We start from the raw sequence: 16,083 nt of genomic DNA on the forward strand, positions 1-16,083 counted from the left end.
TTAGATTTTAGATTTTAGATTTTAGATTTTAGATTTTAGATTTTAGATTTTAGATTTTAGATTTTAGATTTTAGATTTTAGATTTTAGATTTTAGATTTTAGATTTTAGATTTTAGATTTTTCCAAAAAAATCGCTACGCTCTTTTTTTGGAATTTGGAATTTAAAAAATTGGAATTTTTATTACTAGTTTCAATCTAAAATCTAAAATCAGAATTCTAAAATTCTATTGGTGATTCTTCAGCCATTCTGCTCTTCTCTGGTCTGGCAAATGTTTTACAGTGAAGTTTTCAAATTTGGCTTCAAAGGCCTTTCCATCAGGGGAAGCTGCCATTAAACCCACCATAACTGGTGCGTTATCTTGCAAAGGTGCATTTCTAGTCATGATATAGTTTTTATCATCAAAAGAGTAAAATATTTCAACTGCATCTAATCTTCTTACGGCCTTAATCCAAATAAAAGGAGGCACTTTTTCTAAAGTCGTAACACTCCAATCACTTTTATCATGTGTTACAACCGTGCTGACATTAAATTTTCCATCAACAAACTCTACTCCAGTTTTAATATAGTTCTTTTCGTCAATACGGATCATTAATCCCATTTGGTCAAAACGAGCGATGTAGTTTCCTGTCAATTTTACTTTTGCTTCAAACTCTCCTCCATAATTGGCGTAGTAAAACGGAGCATCGTCTACTGTGAATCCGTAATGCGAAATTCTCCAATAATCGCTGTTTGCGGTAACATTCATAATCAATGCATTGTTTTTAATCTCCCATTTTTCAGGTTCGTTAAACCATTGCATTTTATTCAGACTCTGTGCTGAAATATTATGTGCAAAAAATAAAGTCAATATTGCTAGTGTAATTCTTCTCATGTTATTTTTTTTTAAACCATTAAGACATTAAGTTAATTAAGCTGGAACTTAAACTAGTCTTTTTAAAGCTTATTAAGTTTCATTAAGCCCAAAACTTATTGTTCTTACTTTTACACACAAAACTTAATTTTCTTAATACCTTAATGGTAAAATTTTAAAAATAAAGCTGCAAATTTTTACACTTGCAGCTCTACAAACCAACCAAAGTTTAGAAATAAAAACTATTTAAGTGAGAAATTCACTTTAGATTTTATATCTGTTGATGAAGCGCCAATAATCGCTTCAAAATCACCAGGTTCTGCAACCCAGTCATGCTTTTTATCGTCGAAGAAACTTAAAGCCGTTTTATCCACTGTAAACGTTACTGTTTTTTCTTCTCCAGCTTTAAGAGCCACTTTCTCAAAACCTTTTAATTCTTTTATCGGACGAGGCAATGAAGATTTCACATCTGTAATGTACAATTGCACCACTTCAGATCCTTCTCTGCTTCCTGTATTTTTTACATTAACAGAGAATGTAATTTTATCTCCTGCGTTCATTTGTTTTTTATCTGCTGTTACTTTTCCGTAAGCAAAAGTTGTGTAGCTTAAACCGTGACCAAAAGAGAATAACGGTTTGATTTTGTTTTTGTCTGCCCAACGGTATCCAACAAAAATTCCTTCATTGTATTTTACGTCATCTCCACCCGGAAACTCTCCTAAAGCGTGAGCACCATTATCAGCTAATTTTACTGGGAAAGTGAAAGATAATTTTCCAGATGGATTCACATCTCCAACCAAAACATTAGCCAAAGCATTTCCAGCCTCAGTTCCTAAAAACCATCCTTGTACAATACCTGGAACTTCTTTAACCCACGGCATTGCCACAGCATTTCCAGAAATATTAACGAAAACAATGTTTTTATTTACTTTAGCCAATTCGCTAATTAATTTATCTTGACCGTAAGACAAATTCAATTCTTTACGATCGTGTCCTTCGTCATCTTGATTAGGGCTTTTGTTCAAACCTCCGATAAAAAGAACGATATCAGCATCCTTAGCTACTTTTAAAGCTTCAGCAGTTAATTCTGCAGGAGAACGTTTTTCTTCTAAACTTACTTTAGCTACAACTCCGTTATAGTTACTTGTAGGATCTCCAACATAACCTCTAGCATAAACGATTTCGGCTTGGTTTCCGATTCTTTTCTTTAAACCTTCAAGCGGTGTAATTTCGTATCTTGCTTTAAGCGAAGAACTTCCTCCACCTACAGTCATCATTTTGATAGCATTTTCTCCAATTACAGCAATCTTTTTTGTTTTAGAAAGATTGATTGGCAAAATATTATTGTTGTTTTGTAATAAAACGATTCCTTCTTCAGCGATTTTACGGCCAGCTAAAGCGTGTTCTTCTGTTCCGAAAGAACCAAAAGGACGATTTCTGTCCATTGTAGTCAAGAAAGATAAACGTAAAATACGACGCACTTTTTGATCTAATTCTTTAGTTCCAACCTCACCTTTTCTGATCATTTCAGAATATGGTTTTGCTAAATAATAGTTATCATAAGCATTGCTTGTTCCCCAAGAAAGACCGTTTGTCCAAGAACCGAATTCCATATCCAAACCATTGTGAATAGCTTGTTTCGTATCATTAACTCCACCCCAGTCTGAAACTACAACTCCTTTGAAACCCCATTCTCCGCGAAGAATATCGTTTAGCAAATATTCGTTGTGGCAGCATTGCTGTCCTTTGTATTTGTTGTAAGACCCCATAATCGACCAAACATCACCTTCTTGAACTGCAGCTTTAAAAGCAGGAAGATAAATTTCGTATAACGCACGATCGTCAACAATTACGTTAACTGAGTTACGATTTGTTTCTTGATTGTTTAATGCGAAGTGCTTTACGCAGGCAGCAACTCCATTTGCTTGAACTCCTTTAATATAAGGAACTACCATTTTTGAAGCTAAAAACGGATCTTCTCCCATATACTCGAAGTTACGGCCGTTTAATGGACTTCTGTAAATGTTTACTCCAGGCCCTAATAATACGTTTTTGTTACGAAAACGTGCTTCTTCTCCAATAGATTTACCATATAAAGAAGCTAATTCTTTGTTCCAAGTTGATGAAAGTGCTGTAAGTGCTGGAAAAGCAATACAAGAATCGTTTGTCCATCCGGCTTGATCCCATTCGTCCCATTTTACCTCTGTACGAATTCCGTGCGGTCCGTCGGTCATCCAGTTTTCTGGAATTCCAAGACGTTTTACACCTGGAGAACTAAATTTAGACTGCGCATGAATCATGGCAATTTTCTCTTCGGTAGTCATTCGCTTAAGCGCATCTTCTACACGCTCTTCAATCGGTTTTTTATCATCTAGATAAACAGGAACTTTGTTCTGGGCATTGGCTCCCAAAGAACTTAGTAAAAGTAAAACAACAATTGTTTTAACGTTTTTTAACATAACAGTAATTATTAAAGCATTAGTTATAATAGGGAAATCTTCTTAACGAAAATCTTTTTTTATCATATTGTAAAACTAAAACGTTATCGTTCATGTTACATTTTTAGATATAAAAAAGTAGTGAATTAAAAACACAAAACATTGATTTTAAATTATTTAACAAATTTAAAGCGCCAAAAAAAGTAGTAGATTTAAAATAAATATTTACGCTTTCAAAGCCATTGAACCGATTTTCATGACCATTTCTTCGAAATCATTTCGCGAAACTGCAGCCTTATTTCGAGCTCTTGTGCGGTAGTTGTAAATTGTACTTAAAGAATAACGTAAAAATGCCGCTATTTTAACACTGTCTGTAATTCCGAGTCTGATTAAGGCAAAAATTCTAAGCTCTGTATTTAGCAATTCATTTTGTTTTAAAACGATTTGTTCTTCTGGAATCAATAAGGCGTTGAAGTCTTTGACAAATGTGGGATATAAGTTTAAAAAGATAATATCAAAGTTTTTATACAATTCTTCTAACTCATTGTCAACCAAAGTAGTTGACTTTAAAATTTTATAAATTTCGTCGAATTGTTTTGCTGTAGCTTTTTTGTTTAAGATAATGCGATAATTTTCTAGCTTATTGATGTAAGTCGAGCAAAGATTGAAGAAATGCGCAATATATTCTTCTTTAACCAAATTAGATTCAGACAATTGCAGATTACTTTCCTGAAGCTGGCTGTTGGTTTCGGTAATATCTTTGTTTAATTCTGCCAGTTTCTGACTCGTTTCATAAAGTTCGGTTCTAATTCTCGAAACCTTTTTCATCTGTTTGTACACGTAAATAATCGCAACAAGCAAAAACAACGAAAGCAGACTAATACAAAGCAGATAAACCTTTAATTCGCTTTTTCTCTGGGCCTCGCGCTCTAAATAAACGGTATTAATAATCGAATATACTTCTGACATGAGCAAAGTTCTAAACTGAACATTGCAATAAAGAGCGTCTTCAATGGCAGATTGCGTGAGTTTGTACGCCATATCGACATCGCCAATTTCATAAAAAACCAAAGCTAGTTCCTGTAGCGAAGCATTGTCTTTATTGGCATTTTTAATATCTGATGTAGCCGAAAGCGCGTAGTATTTTTTTCTTAATTCTATCTCATGTGTAGCTTCAGCAATTTTCCCTAATAAATAGGTAATCATTGCATATTGCGGACTTTCTTCTTTTGTTTTTTCCAATAAAGCCAATAATTGTTTTTTAGGCTTATCAAATTTTCTGTTGAAAATATCCTGCTGGATTCTGTTAATCTGATAGTCTAAAGTACTCGGATTTAAAACACCCAATAACGAATCTCGATATTTTCCAATCTGATTTCTGTATTCTACACTGTAACTGTTTGCGGCGTAATGCTCAAAAAATTCACGGTAAGAAACATAGTAATTTGGAAGTAAAGACGGCTCTAAGTTTTTCTTGTTGATGCTTTTTAAAATCGCTTCCGATTCGCGGTATTTTCCTGAAGAAGAATAAAGCGTTACGAGTTGTAATTGTGCTAAATTGAAGAATTCTTTATTCTGAAGTTCTTCAGCAATCTTGAGATTCTTTTTTACATACTGAATAGCCGAATCTGAATTTAGTTTCTGATACTCAAAATATAGCGTTTTGTTGTAATTGTACTCCTGCTCTTTCGTAAGATTATCTGATTTGATTTTCTTGAAATTCAGAATTCGTTCTTCTTTAATCTTTACGTAATGCTGTTTATTTTTGATCGCCTCATTTAATTCTTTTAAAATAACATCTGTACGCTCCGTTGCAGAAAGCGAAAAGTTTATAATAAGAAACAGAAATAAATAATATTTTTTCAAAGCGATTTTAGATAAAAGAATTACAAATATAGCAAAGCGAAAATATAAAATATGAATTATTTAATAGTGGTTAAAATGTACTAAAAATGGGTGTGATTTAAACCCCATTTATAAATTATCAAATCACAAAACTGAATCTGCTATAAATAAAATGATTTCGGAATGAAATAAATCCAAACCGAAATCATTTCTTAAAAGTCTCTTTTTTTAACTATAAATGCGCTACAATCGGCGCCGACAAACAGCTTTCTGGAATATTAAACGCATTTACGAGCGCTACAGCATCTGGACGAATGTCCCAGCAAAGCTGATTGACCATTTTGCGGACTGCTTTGGTTTTTACCGCTTCCATATATCCGTCTTCCAAGTACCAAGCTTTATTTTTTTCGATCTGAGAAAGCGCATACAATTGACTCAATTTAGTCAAAATTGCTTTTGATGATTCATCTTCAACCGCTTTAATCGCGATCTGGAATTGCTCTAAAACAATTCTCTCCAAATAAGCCTGAGCCACATCAATCATTTGATGCTGAACGACATTAAAGGCATCATACGGTTCTAATCCGCCATCGATCAATTTTTTGATACGTCTCGCCGCTGAAGCCAAAATTGTTTTTTCTCTGTGAATAAATGCCTGAAGATGAAATTCTCCATCTAAAAGATGTTCGTCGTCTGTTTTTCTGGTTGCAATCGGGTTTTTCTCTGCAATCGCTGTTTTGGCATTTTCATACACATAATTGATAATGCCTAACGACCCCATTTCTCCAAATGATTTTCTGAATTCTGCCAAACGGTTTTTAGCCACCAATTGCATCAAAACCGTATTGTCCCCTTCAAAAGTTGTGTAGATTTCTGTATCGTTTTTAAGCGCATCGATTCGGTTTTCAGACAAATAGCCTTTTCCGCCACATGCTTCTCTACATTCCTGCAAAATATCTCTCGTACTCCAAGTAGAATACGATTTCATTCCGGCCGCCAAAGCTTCAATTTCTTGCATTTCAGCTTCGGTTCTGTTTAAAAATCTATTAGTCAAATATTGTAAAGCAAAATGAACAGCATAAGTTTTAGCCAAATGTGGCAATAATCTGCGCTGATGCATTCTGTAATTTAAAATCGGAACTTCAGAACCGCCTTCTGGCCCAAATTGTCTTCTTTGATCGCTGTAGCGAATGGCAATCGTTAATCCTGATTTCGCTGCCGCTAAAGCCGAACGCGGAATTCCGATTCTTCCTCCAACCAAAGTACCTAACATCGTAAAAAAACGTCTGTTATCACTCGGAATCGGACTTTCAAATTCGCCTTTATCATTTACCGAAGCAAAACGATCCAGCATATTTTCTTTCGGAATCACGACATTATCAAAACCAATTGTTCCGTTGTCTACTCCGTTTAATCCCATTTTATGACCGCAGTCGCCAATGGTTATTCCGTCTAAAACATTTCCGTTTGGATCTCGCAACGGAACTACAAAAGCATTTACCCCATAATCGTGATCGTCTATAATTAGTTTAGCAAAAACAGTTGCTGCCTGTCCGTGAACCGCAGCGTTTCCTATATATTCTTTTTGAGCGTTTTTATTTGGCGTATGAATCGTAAAAGTCTGATTTGCGTGATTGTAAGTTGCAGTAGTTTCTAAACCTTTAACGTTCGATCCGTGATGGGTTTCGGTCATGGCAAAACAGCCTGGAAGTTTCAGAGAACCGATGTCTTTCAGATATTTGGCATAATGTTTTTCGGTTCCTAAAGATTGAACGCTCATTCCCCAAAGTCCAAACTGAACACCAAATTTAATTACCAAACTTAAATCATGATAACTCAGCGTTTCCATAATGGCGAAATAATCTTCAATATTTCCTCCTCCGCCATATTCTTTCGGATAAGCCATGCTTCCCAGATTTTCATCGGCTAAGATTTTACACCATTTATAAACGGTTTCTCTAAAAACATTAATATCTGTAGAAGTTTCATAAGCAAATTCAGGTCTCGAAATAACCGATTTTACTCTTTCGATAATGGCCGCTTCTTTTCCGTCTAAAATCTGTGTGATTTTCTGAATATCAAAACTGGCATTGGTTTGTGAATTGGCTGTAAAAGAACCTGCTTTGGTTTTGAAGTTTTGAAGTGCTTCTTCGCCTAAAATCCCTAAATCATTTTCGAGTTTTACAAAATCTTTTTCTATCGGAGTTAAATCTAATTCTCCAGCTGAAAGTGCTTTTGCAATGTCAAAAATCGATTTTATAGTTGATGTATCTTGAATACTTTTTTCAATATCCGATTTCCATTGTGTGAGTTCATTTCGCGAAGGCGGATTTGAAATATCGACTTTAGAAAGCAAATATTCTTTGTCTTCTTCTGATAAAACGCTTAGCGAATTAATAAAGTCTTGTAATGTAGAAAACTCTTTCTGCGTCAGCAAATCATCTGACCACACTAAATAAAATAACGGAGTAAAGGCTTGAAGTTTGGTATTTTTCATATCAATAGGGGTTCGGTTTTTAATGTTTTTTTGCCACTCCCGATAGCTATCGGGATTCACAGATTAAAAGGATTTTTTTAGCCACGAATTTCACTAATTACACCAATTTTTTTCGCAATCCATTCGTGAAATTCGTGAAATTCGTGGCAAACTTTTTTTAATCCTTTAAATCTGTGAAATCTGTGGCTATATCTTTTTACAACGCATAAAAAAACAGGAATGAAAAATACTCATTCCTGTTTAAACATCCTGTTAAGATTCTGATAATTTTCGATTTTAAACCAATAAAAAATATGAAAACTAAGAATTAAGAACCCTTGGATATTGAGGTCATTTTTTGCTTTATCGCAAAAATATGATGCGAATTAAAAACTAACACTGCGGTAAAAATGATACCATATGCTGTGATTTGTAGAGGGGTAATATTTTCTTTAAAAACAAAGGCCGCCAATCCAAAAGCAATCATCGGATTTATATTCAGCAACATCCCCACCGTTGACGAATTAATTCCTGAAAGCGCGTACAGGTTTAAGAAAAGCGGCACTATTGTAAATACGATTGCGATCGTTTCGATACAGAAATAGAATTTGAATGCTGTTGGAACCGGTCCTGAATAAGCTGGGTAAAACGGTAATAAAACTAGCGCTGCTAATGTGATATGGAAAGTAAGAACTATAAACTTATCAAACCCTTTGTTGGCGCGCTGGCTTACTAAATAGGCTGCGTAAGTAAGACCGATAATGATGCTGAAAAACATATCCATTATATCGCTATAAGAAAGCAATAAACAGCCCGAAATACTCAAACCAACAGAAAGCCATTGCGTTTTGAGCAATTTTTCGTGCAGTATAAAATAAGCCAACAATGTTGTTAAGATTGGACAAACAAGATAAGCCAGCGAAGCTGCTTTTACGCTAACGTGATTGACAACATAAATAAAAGTGAACCAATTGGCCATCAAAAACGCGCTTCCGCCAATATTCAACAGAATCGATTTTCTCTTTTCTGCTTTTGGCAAAGCTTTGAAAATCTCAATGGTTTCTTTTATTTGTTTTCTTTTGAATAGAAAAGCAATTAAAAGCATTAAAACAGCACAGCTAAAAACACGGAAAAACAAAATATCCAACGACGGATATTCATGTATTGGTTTTAAAACCAAACTGAATAGTCCCCACGTAATAAAGGCTGAGATGGCTGCTATGTAATATTTTGTTGTTTTCACAAAATTGTTCTTGAGTGTTTTGTATTTGAAAAGCAAATTTCTTAAAAATAAAACAGCAATACAGATACAGTTTTTGTAAATTGCAGCATAACAGTTTTATTTTCTAATGAAAAATTCCAACTACTTATATCTTCAATTTGCTGACCGAATCGAAAAGCAGATTAAATCGGGCGTTTTAAATGTAGGCGACAAACTGCCATCTATTCGTGAAGTCTGCTCTGAAACAGGCTACAGCATGAGTACGGTTAGCAAAGCGTATTACGAAGTGGAGAGCCGTTCGCTTATAGAATCTCGTCCGCAATCGGGTTATTATGTGAGTAATATTTCGGCTAGAATAATTGCCGAACCTTCTGCAAGCAAACCTCGCTTAAGCCTTGAAAACATTGAAAGAGAAGATTTAATCGATCTGGTTTATGGCGATATGCGAACGAAAGACGTTACTATGCTTTCGCTTGGTTTTCCGTCTAACGAATTGCTTCCGATTGCAAAACTCAACAAAGGAATGGTTCAGGCCATGCGCCAATTGCCCAACAGCGGTACGAGTTACGAAGAAATTGAAGGAAACAGTAATTTGCGAAAAGAAATTGCGCGCTGGTCGTTTACATGGGGCGGCTCTTTGACTGAAGAGGACATTATTACGACTCCAGGCTGTATTTCGGCTATTTCTGACTGTTTGCTAACGCTGACAAAACCAGGAGACACCATTATTACAGAAAGTCCAGTTTATTTTGGCATTCTGCAATTGGCCAGATCTTTAGGCTTGTATGTAATGGAACTTCCGACCAATATGACCACTGGAATTGAATTGGAAGCCGTTAAAAAAACACTTTCGTCTAATAAAGTAAAAGCTTGTGTTTTGATGCCTAATTTCAGTAATCCGTCGGGAAGTATGCTTCCTAATGAGCACAAAAAAGAAATTGTCCGTTTAATGGATTTTTATAATGTTCCGCTAATTGAAGATGATATTCATGGCGATTTGTACTTTGGCTCAAGCCGACCTACAAATTGTAAAACCTACGACGAAAGCGGTATTGTTTTGTGCTGCAGTTCGGTTTCTAAAACTTTGGCTCCAGGCTATCGTGTAGGCTGGGTTTCGCCAGGAAAATTTAAAAAAGAGATTTTAAGAACCAAATTGTACCATACTATTTCTTCAACGACAATTACCCATGAAGTAGTTGGGGATTTCTTAAAAAACGGGCGTTATGAAAATCATTTGAGAAAAATTCGCCAGATTTTGAATCGAAACTGTACCAATTACATCAATACTGTTTTAGAATCTTTTCCGGCGGGAACCAAAGTGAGCCAGCCACAAGGCGGTTTTTTTCTTTGGGTAGAATTGGATAAAAAAATTGATACAGCGGCTTTTTATCATTTGGCCTTAAAACATAACATTAGTATCGCACCCGGAAGGATTTTTTCTTTTCAAAATCAATTTTCAAACTGTATGCGATTGAGTTTCGGATTGCCTTGGTCTAATGAATTGAGAACTGCGATTCAGACGTTGGGGAGATTGGCTCATCAATTGTAATCGCTTTTTTGTCATTGCGAGGAACGAAGCAATCTCATTTGCTAAATCAAACTTTGCGTGTTATTGTTAGCGTGATTGCTTCGTTCCTCGCAATGACATAAAAAAACTGGACAGTGCAACTACTCACTGTCCAGCCAACAATTAAAAGAAGACCAAAATTAATTCCTTACAAGACAAAATAAGCGTCTTTTTCGACTTTCTTAGGTTCGTCGTTTAAATGAAATTCGTTTAGAATATCAAATTCGCTTTGATATTCATTCAGCATTTGTTTGATATTTTTCTCAATCGTGTTTGCAATTGCCGTAACTGGCGTATCGCTTGGCCTGTTCTCAAACGGATCCTGCAAATGAATCGCCATTCTCTCGATCAAAAAGAAAGCGCCTCCAATTGCCGTAATCAACGGAATGGCAAACCAACTTAATACACTTGTTAAACCAAATGGCAATAACAGAATGAACAAACAAAGCGTTAACCTAGTGTACATGCTGTAAGTGGTTGGAAAAATGGTGTTTTTAATTCGTTCACACTTTCCCATTTCGTCACAAAGTCTTGATAAAGTATTGTCAATTTCAACTTGCTGATACATGTTGAATCGTTTATCATTTTTTGCATTTTTCAAATCTCTCGCATGCAACATTAAAATAGCATTAGGAACGTTTTGATGGTTTTTTATATAATTAATTTCCTCTTCACTCATCAAACCTTCAAGTGGTTTTATGGCATCTCTTTTTCGAAGAGATTCTCCTAAACTATAACACCATGCAATCTGTCTTTTGGCAAATTTTTCTTTAAACTCGCTAGCTTCAATAGAATAATCTGGATCTTCGTAAAACGTTAAAACCTGACGGATCAAGGTTCTCGAATCGTTTACAACTGCTCCCCAAACAATTCTGGCTTCCCACCATCTGTCGTAGGCCTGATTGGATTTAAAAGCTAATAGCAGGGAAATAATAGTTCCGATCATGGTCGGAATCGCTATCGGAATATCTACGGGAAGTGTAACAAAATAATGGTGAAATATTTCAAACAGTACGGTGTAAGCCAGTACCAGAGCAATTTCTACTTTAATTTTCCCGAGAACGTACTTCATTGGTATTCTTTTCTTTAATAACATATTTTCGGATTTAAATTAATATTTTTTTAAAGGGGCTAAGGGACTGAGCTTCTAAGCTTCTAAGGCTAAAATTAAAAGCTTAGAGACTTAGCATCTCAGAAGCTTAGAACCTTAGAATCAAACCATCTCTTCGTACAATGAAAGAACAGGAAGTCCTAATTTTTCATTGACGTTTTCTTTTTTCGATTTTTTAAATTTGATTTTTTCGCCTTTTCTGGTTTCAACCAACATATCGATGTTGTGTTTTGAAATGGCTTCTGATAATAATGGAGCGACATTTTCGTAGTTATCTTCAAAACTGGCTGTCTGACTTACAATTTCGAAAGAGAAATTGGCGCTCAAAAATTCTTGTACGTCTTTTACATGAATGTTCATACTCGAATTTTCTACATAAAGCGCTTTATGGAAAACCTCTTTATTGATTTCTGTACTTAAATGCAGAATCGGGCACTTCTGATTTCCTGCCAATTGCACCAGATATTGATGAATTCTTTTGGTTTCTTGTTTATAAGAATGGGTAAGAATGACCAATTTTACAGAAAAAACCTCTATCAATCTTTTAAAAATTGGAGCTGAAAGTCCGTATTGGGTGTGAACTTTTAATTTAATATTTGAAGTGTGGTCAACAATATATCGGCAGGTTTCTAGAACTTCTTCCTGACTTTTAGTAAGCCCAGATTTCATTTCTCTTAAAAATCCTGAAGAAGAAAAAGTATCGGGAGCTTCTGAAACTAATACTAAAATAATTTCTGATTCCGTGTTTTTAGACTGATTTACCGCAGATTTAACAGCCGAGATTGTATCATCTTTTAAAGTTGTAGGTATAAGAAAATTTTTCATAAGTATACTCTTTTAGTTTATACTTACAAAACAACTATCCGCAAATTAGACCTTTATTAATCTAAAATTAGAATTTTCTAAAATTAAACATTAGATTTTTTAATGTTGGATTTTTGAAAGGTAATCGTAACGATGGTACCTTTATTTTGTTCCGACTGCACTTGAAGTTCACCGTCATGCATTCGAATGATTTTTGAAGCCAGAGGAAGTCCTAAACCATATCCAATATATTTGGCCGCGATTTTACCCCTAAAGAAAGGTTCGTATAAATGCGGAATATCTTCTGGCGGAATTCCGATTCCGATATCGTTAATCGTAATTTTAATCATTTCTTTATTAGCAGAAAGACTTACAAAAACCTCATTGTTATCTGAATATTTTACGCCATTGGTAATAATATTATTGATCGCCAATTCTAAAAGCGGTTTATTGCAAGGAAGCAACAGTAAATTAGAATCTTCTGGAGCAAAATTAAGTCGAACGCTTACTCGGTTATCCGGATAAATCTTGTCCAGATCCGATTTTACATCTAATAATAATTCGTCCATTCGGGCAACATCAGACACTTGTTTCTGTCCATCATAACCCGTCTGTGTTAGTTTCAGAAGGCTTTCTGTAAGATTTCCTAATTTTGAAGCCTGACTGTAGATATTTTGCAAAGATTCTACATATTCCTCTTTTTCTCTTTCTTTAAGCAGCATAATTTCTGCTTCGGCAATAATGGTTGTTATTGGCGTTTTTAATTCGTGAGAAGCGTTATTAATAAAGTTTGCTTGTATTTCGAAAGAAGTTTCCAAACGATCTAACATATTGTTGAAAGTATTGGTCAAATCGGATATTTCATCTGAATTTTTAACTTCGGGCAATCGATTATGAAGATTAGAAGCGCTGATTCTTTTTACTTCTTTTGTAATTCTAGCTACAGGATTTATGACACGTTTGGCTAAAAATCGTCCTAAAAGGAAAGCGAGAATCACAAAACCGATTCCACCAAAAAGCATGATTTTGACAATATAAACCGTTGTATCTTTTCCTTTACGGTCTCTCGCGCCAACAATTACAATATATCGCTGATTATTTTCTTGGAAAATCTGTCCTAAATAATATTTATTATCTCTCTCGAAAGAGTCTTTTCCTGTTTTTAAAATATTGGTATAAAACGTATTCGGAAGATTGAGGTTTGTGTTATAATCAAAACTATTATGACTATTGATTTTTAGCACATACTCTTCCTCTTCGATCAATTCTTCAAGACCATTTTTTTTAAGGTTTTTGTAATATTTGATCTTTTCTGGATCTTTTTGAAAATGAATAGAAGACACAATTTTTGCCCTATCATCTAGACGCTTTAAAAAGTGATATCGATTGTTTTCTCTAAACAAGAAGAAAACAATGATGCACAATAGCGATGTACTAAAGGTAGAAAGGGCAACATAATTAAAAGTAATCTTTTTTCTAATATCCATATTATGGTTTTATAACATACCCCAACCCCTTCATAGTATGAATAAGTTTGGTAGAATAAGGCTTATCTATTTTTCTTCTTAAGTAGGTAATATATACGTCGACAACATTGGTATTCATATCAAAATTAATATCCCAAACATTGTCCAAAATTTGATCGCGAGAAACGATGCGACCTGTATTTTTAGCCAAATAGTATAAAAGTTTAAATTCTTTAGCTGTTAGTATAATGTTTTCACCGTTTCTCTTGACGGTTTTGGCGCGTCCGTTTATTTCTAAATCCCCAATTGTAATCGTATCGATTTTTTCTGTTTCCTGTTGCGATCTTCTATACAGCGCATTAACTCTCGCATCTAATTCGCCAAATTTAAAAGGCTTCACCAAATAATCATCGGCGCCGGCATTAAGTCCTGTAACAATATTTTCTGAGGTTCCTAAAGCCGTTAAAAGCAAAATAGGCACGAAGTTTTTGGCTGCGCGAAGTCTTCTGCAAATTTCAATTCCGTTAACATCAGGAAGCATTACATCTAAAATTACGACATCGAAAGTATAATTATGAATCATCTCCATGGCCGTTTTACCGTCCATTGCTATGCTTACTTCATTATTATTTTCTGCAAATCCTTTACGCAATATCGACAACAGATTTGGTTCGTCTTCAACTATCAGTAATTTCATCTTAAGAAGTTTGTATATACAACAAAAATAGGAATTGAAATTCACATAATAAGCACAACTTAAAAAATTATCCGCAAATTGAACCAAATAAGAAAAAACGACTCCTTGCGCGTGCTTTTTGCTATTTTTTTAGGGTTAAAATTTTAGATTCTTCAATTTAGAATCTTCTAATTTTAAAAAGAAAAACGAAAAGATAAAAATTAGAAAGTCTCGCCGGCATTCAGATAGAATCCTTTGGAGTTATTTCCCCACGCATAATCGAAAATCAGATTGGTTTTGGAAGCTTTATCAATCAAAAGCCTTAAACCAATTCCAGCGGCTGGCTGTATGGATTTGAAAAGTTTTAAATCAGTATCAGAATTGCTGGCTGTAACAAAATTGGTAAAAACAGTGCCGCTCAGCAATTGATTGCAGGTAATTGGGAAACGAAATTCTGTAGACAAATAAATTAAACCATTTCCTCTAAACAATCCTTGCGTATATCCTTCTCCGCTCCTACTGCGTTGGTCCCAACCAATTGCGGGAAGATTTAAATAAGGTACTTTTCCTCTCGTTACAAATTGTCCGTAAGTCCAAATGGCCAAAATATAACGGGGATTTTTAGGAGAAACAGGAATAAAATTGCGGTATTCTGCAAACAACACATTGCTATAATTCTGATTTTTAAACAAAACGGGATTAAATCTATAATTTATATTGGCATACCAGCCCTTAGAAGCATTAACTTGATTGTCTCTAGAATCGTGAACCAGATTCAAACTCACTCCTGTCAAATAATATTCTAGATTATCAAATCCGTATTTTTGACTGTAATTGTAATGATACGTGTAATTTCCGTTTGCGACATCCAATTCTTTGTCTTTTATACTCGAATACCAGTCAATATTTACACCTCCGCCAACATAATAATTCTCCTTAACTTCGAAAGAAACCGTCTGATGAAATTTGAAATAATTATAATCCATATCTTGAGCAAGCGAATCTATGCTAAAACTAGGCGGGCGATCGCGTCTTGGCGGAATTATATCAGTTCCGAGTCCATAATTAGGCTGTGAGAACAAATACAAACGGTAATCGCCACTCAAAAAGATTCTATTATTGTTAAGTAGAATGTTGTTTTTGATATTTACCAGCCATTGATTTTTTACGGTGTAAGTAATTCCTATGTTGGCTATTGAATATTTGTCTTTTTCTTCTTTTCCTTTAAAAGTATACTGTGCCACCGCACCAAAAAAGAAGCCTGTCGCTGGCTGAGAACCAATTGCAGGAATTAATAAAAAGAAATTGTTTTTTGTAGGTTTTACAACTAATGCGTCGTCTTCTTTTTTAAAAAGATCAAATACTGTTTTGGGAGGACAAATTTTTGAAGAATCAATTTCTGAATTTCTACTTTCTTCCTGAGAAAATAACGTAAAGGAAATAAGAAATACTAATCCTAAGATTTTATACTTGTACGGAACGGCATTATTTTCTGGAAAAATCACCATTTGCAAAGTTTTGTTTTTAGAAATAAGATTCAACTCATTGTAAATATAAACCTTATTTTCAACACCTTAAAAACAAAACTCAAATAATTTAACAAAAAAATCCGTCAAAATTATTTGAC

At 34.6% G+C, this 16,083-nt stretch carries 11 protein-coding genes; 1 reads left to right on the top strand and 10 read right to left on the bottom strand.

What is annotated here, in order from left to right; all coding sequences use genetic code 11:
* Nucleotides 1-224: 224 nt before the first annotated feature.
* The 5 genes from AC3E9W_RS19845 to AC3E9W_RS19865 form a co-directional block, all read right to left on the bottom strand.
* Complete coding sequence (locus AC3E9W_RS19845; protein ID WP_488769723.1) at nucleotides 225-872, bottom strand: DUF1349 domain-containing protein; 648 nt, start codon at nucleotides 870-872, stop codon at nucleotides 225-227.
* Nucleotides 873-1,093: 221 nt separating this feature from the next.
* Complete coding sequence (locus tag AC3E9W_RS19850) at nucleotides 1,094-3,310, bottom strand: glycoside hydrolase family 3 C-terminal domain-containing protein (RefSeq protein WP_488769724.1); 2,217 nt, start codon at nucleotides 3,308-3,310, stop codon at nucleotides 1,094-1,096.
* A gap of 204 nt (nucleotides 3,311-3,514) precedes the next feature.
* Nucleotides 3,515-5,155 carry a SusR family glycan utilization regulator gene (gene susR, locus AC3E9W_RS19855; protein ID WP_488769725.1) on the bottom strand — a complete coding sequence of 547 codons (1,641 nt, stop codon included), beginning with the start codon at nucleotides 5,153-5,155 and terminating at the stop codon, nucleotides 3,515-3,517.
* Between the two features lie 211 nt (nucleotides 5,156-5,366).
* Nucleotides 5,367-7,631 carry an acyl-CoA dehydrogenase family protein gene (locus AC3E9W_RS19860; protein ID WP_488769726.1) on the bottom strand — a complete coding sequence of 755 codons (2,265 nt, stop codon included), beginning with the start codon at nucleotides 7,629-7,631 and terminating at the stop codon, nucleotides 5,367-5,369.
* A gap of 307 nt (nucleotides 7,632-7,938) precedes the next feature.
* Nucleotides 7,939-8,853, bottom strand: a complete 915-nt coding sequence (locus tag AC3E9W_RS19865) for an EamA family transporter (RefSeq protein WP_488769727.1) — start codon at nucleotides 8,851-8,853, stop codon at nucleotides 7,939-7,941.
* Between the two features lie 106 nt (nucleotides 8,854-8,959).
* On the opposite strand from AC3E9W_RS19865, the gene AC3E9W_RS19870 reads away from it, so the two are divergent.
* Complete coding sequence (locus AC3E9W_RS19870) at nucleotides 8,960-10,381, top strand: aminotransferase-like domain-containing protein (protein ID WP_488769728.1); 1,422 nt, start codon at nucleotides 8,960-8,962, stop codon at nucleotides 10,379-10,381.
* A 166-nt stretch (nucleotides 10,382-10,547) separates the two neighbouring features.
* Here the strand turns inward: AC3E9W_RS19870 and AC3E9W_RS19875 are convergent, their stop codons facing one another.
* From AC3E9W_RS19875 to AC3E9W_RS19895, 5 genes are all read right to left on the bottom strand, one after another.
* The gene (locus AC3E9W_RS19875; RefSeq protein ID WP_456892439.1) at nucleotides 10,548-11,495 is read right to left on the bottom strand and encodes a bestrophin family protein; all 948 of its coding nucleotides are present in this window, start codon (nucleotides 11,493-11,495) and stop codon (nucleotides 10,548-10,550) included.
* 117 nt (nucleotides 11,496-11,612) lie between these two features.
* Nucleotides 11,613-12,335: a hypothetical protein gene (locus AC3E9W_RS19880; protein WP_488769729.1), complete on the bottom strand. Its 723-nt coding sequence runs from the start codon at nucleotides 12,333-12,335 to the stop codon at nucleotides 11,613-11,615.
* A gap of 83 nt (nucleotides 12,336-12,418) precedes the next feature.
* Entirely contained in the window at nucleotides 12,419-13,801 is a 1,383-nt protein-coding gene (locus AC3E9W_RS19885; RefSeq protein WP_488769730.1) for a HAMP domain-containing sensor histidine kinase, read from the bottom strand.
* A 1-nt stretch (nucleotide 13,802) separates the two neighbouring features.
* Entirely contained in the window at nucleotides 13,803-14,477 is a 675-nt protein-coding gene (locus AC3E9W_RS19890) for a response regulator transcription factor (protein ID WP_488769731.1), read from the bottom strand.
* A 200-nt stretch (nucleotides 14,478-14,677) separates the two neighbouring features.
* Nucleotides 14,678-15,964, bottom strand: coding sequence for a BamA/TamA family outer membrane protein (locus tag AC3E9W_RS19895; RefSeq protein WP_488769732.1), 1,287 nt, complete (start codon nucleotides 15,962-15,964; stop codon nucleotides 14,678-14,680).
* Nucleotides 15,965-16,083: the final 119 nt, after the last annotated feature.

This window comes from Flavobacterium sp. 38, from assembly GCF_057799715.1.

Coding starts and splice junctions, on each gene's coding strand:
- AC3E9W_RS19880 (WP_488769729.1), bottom strand. CDS start 12,335: ATGAAAAATTTTCTTATACCTACAACTTTAAAAGATGATACAATCTCG.
- AC3E9W_RS19845 (WP_488769723.1), bottom strand. CDS start 872: ATGAGAAGAATTACACTAGCAATATTGACTTTATTTTTTGCACATAAT.
- AC3E9W_RS19875 (WP_456892439.1), bottom strand. CDS start 11,495: ATGTTATTAAAGAAAAGAATACCAATGAAGTACGTTCTCGGGAAAATT.
- AC3E9W_RS19890 (WP_488769731.1), bottom strand. CDS start 14,477: ATGAAATTACTGATAGTTGAAGACGAACCAAATCTGTTGTCGATATTG.
- AC3E9W_RS19885 (WP_488769730.1), bottom strand. CDS start 13,801: ATGGATATTAGAAAAAAGATTACTTTTAATTATGTTGCCCTTTCTACC.
- AC3E9W_RS19895 (WP_488769732.1), bottom strand. CDS start 15,964: ATGGTGATTTTTCCAGAAAATAATGCCGTTCCGTACAAGTATAAAATC.
- AC3E9W_RS19850 (WP_488769724.1), bottom strand. CDS start 3,310: ATGTTAAAAAACGTTAAAACAATTGTTGTTTTACTTTTACTAAGTTCT.
- AC3E9W_RS19860 (WP_488769726.1), bottom strand. CDS start 7,631: ATGAAAAATACCAAACTTCAAGCCTTTACTCCGTTATTTTATTTAGTG.
- AC3E9W_RS19870 (WP_488769728.1), top strand. CDS start 8,960: ATGAAAAATTCCAACTACTTATATCTTCAATTTGCTGACCGAATCGAA.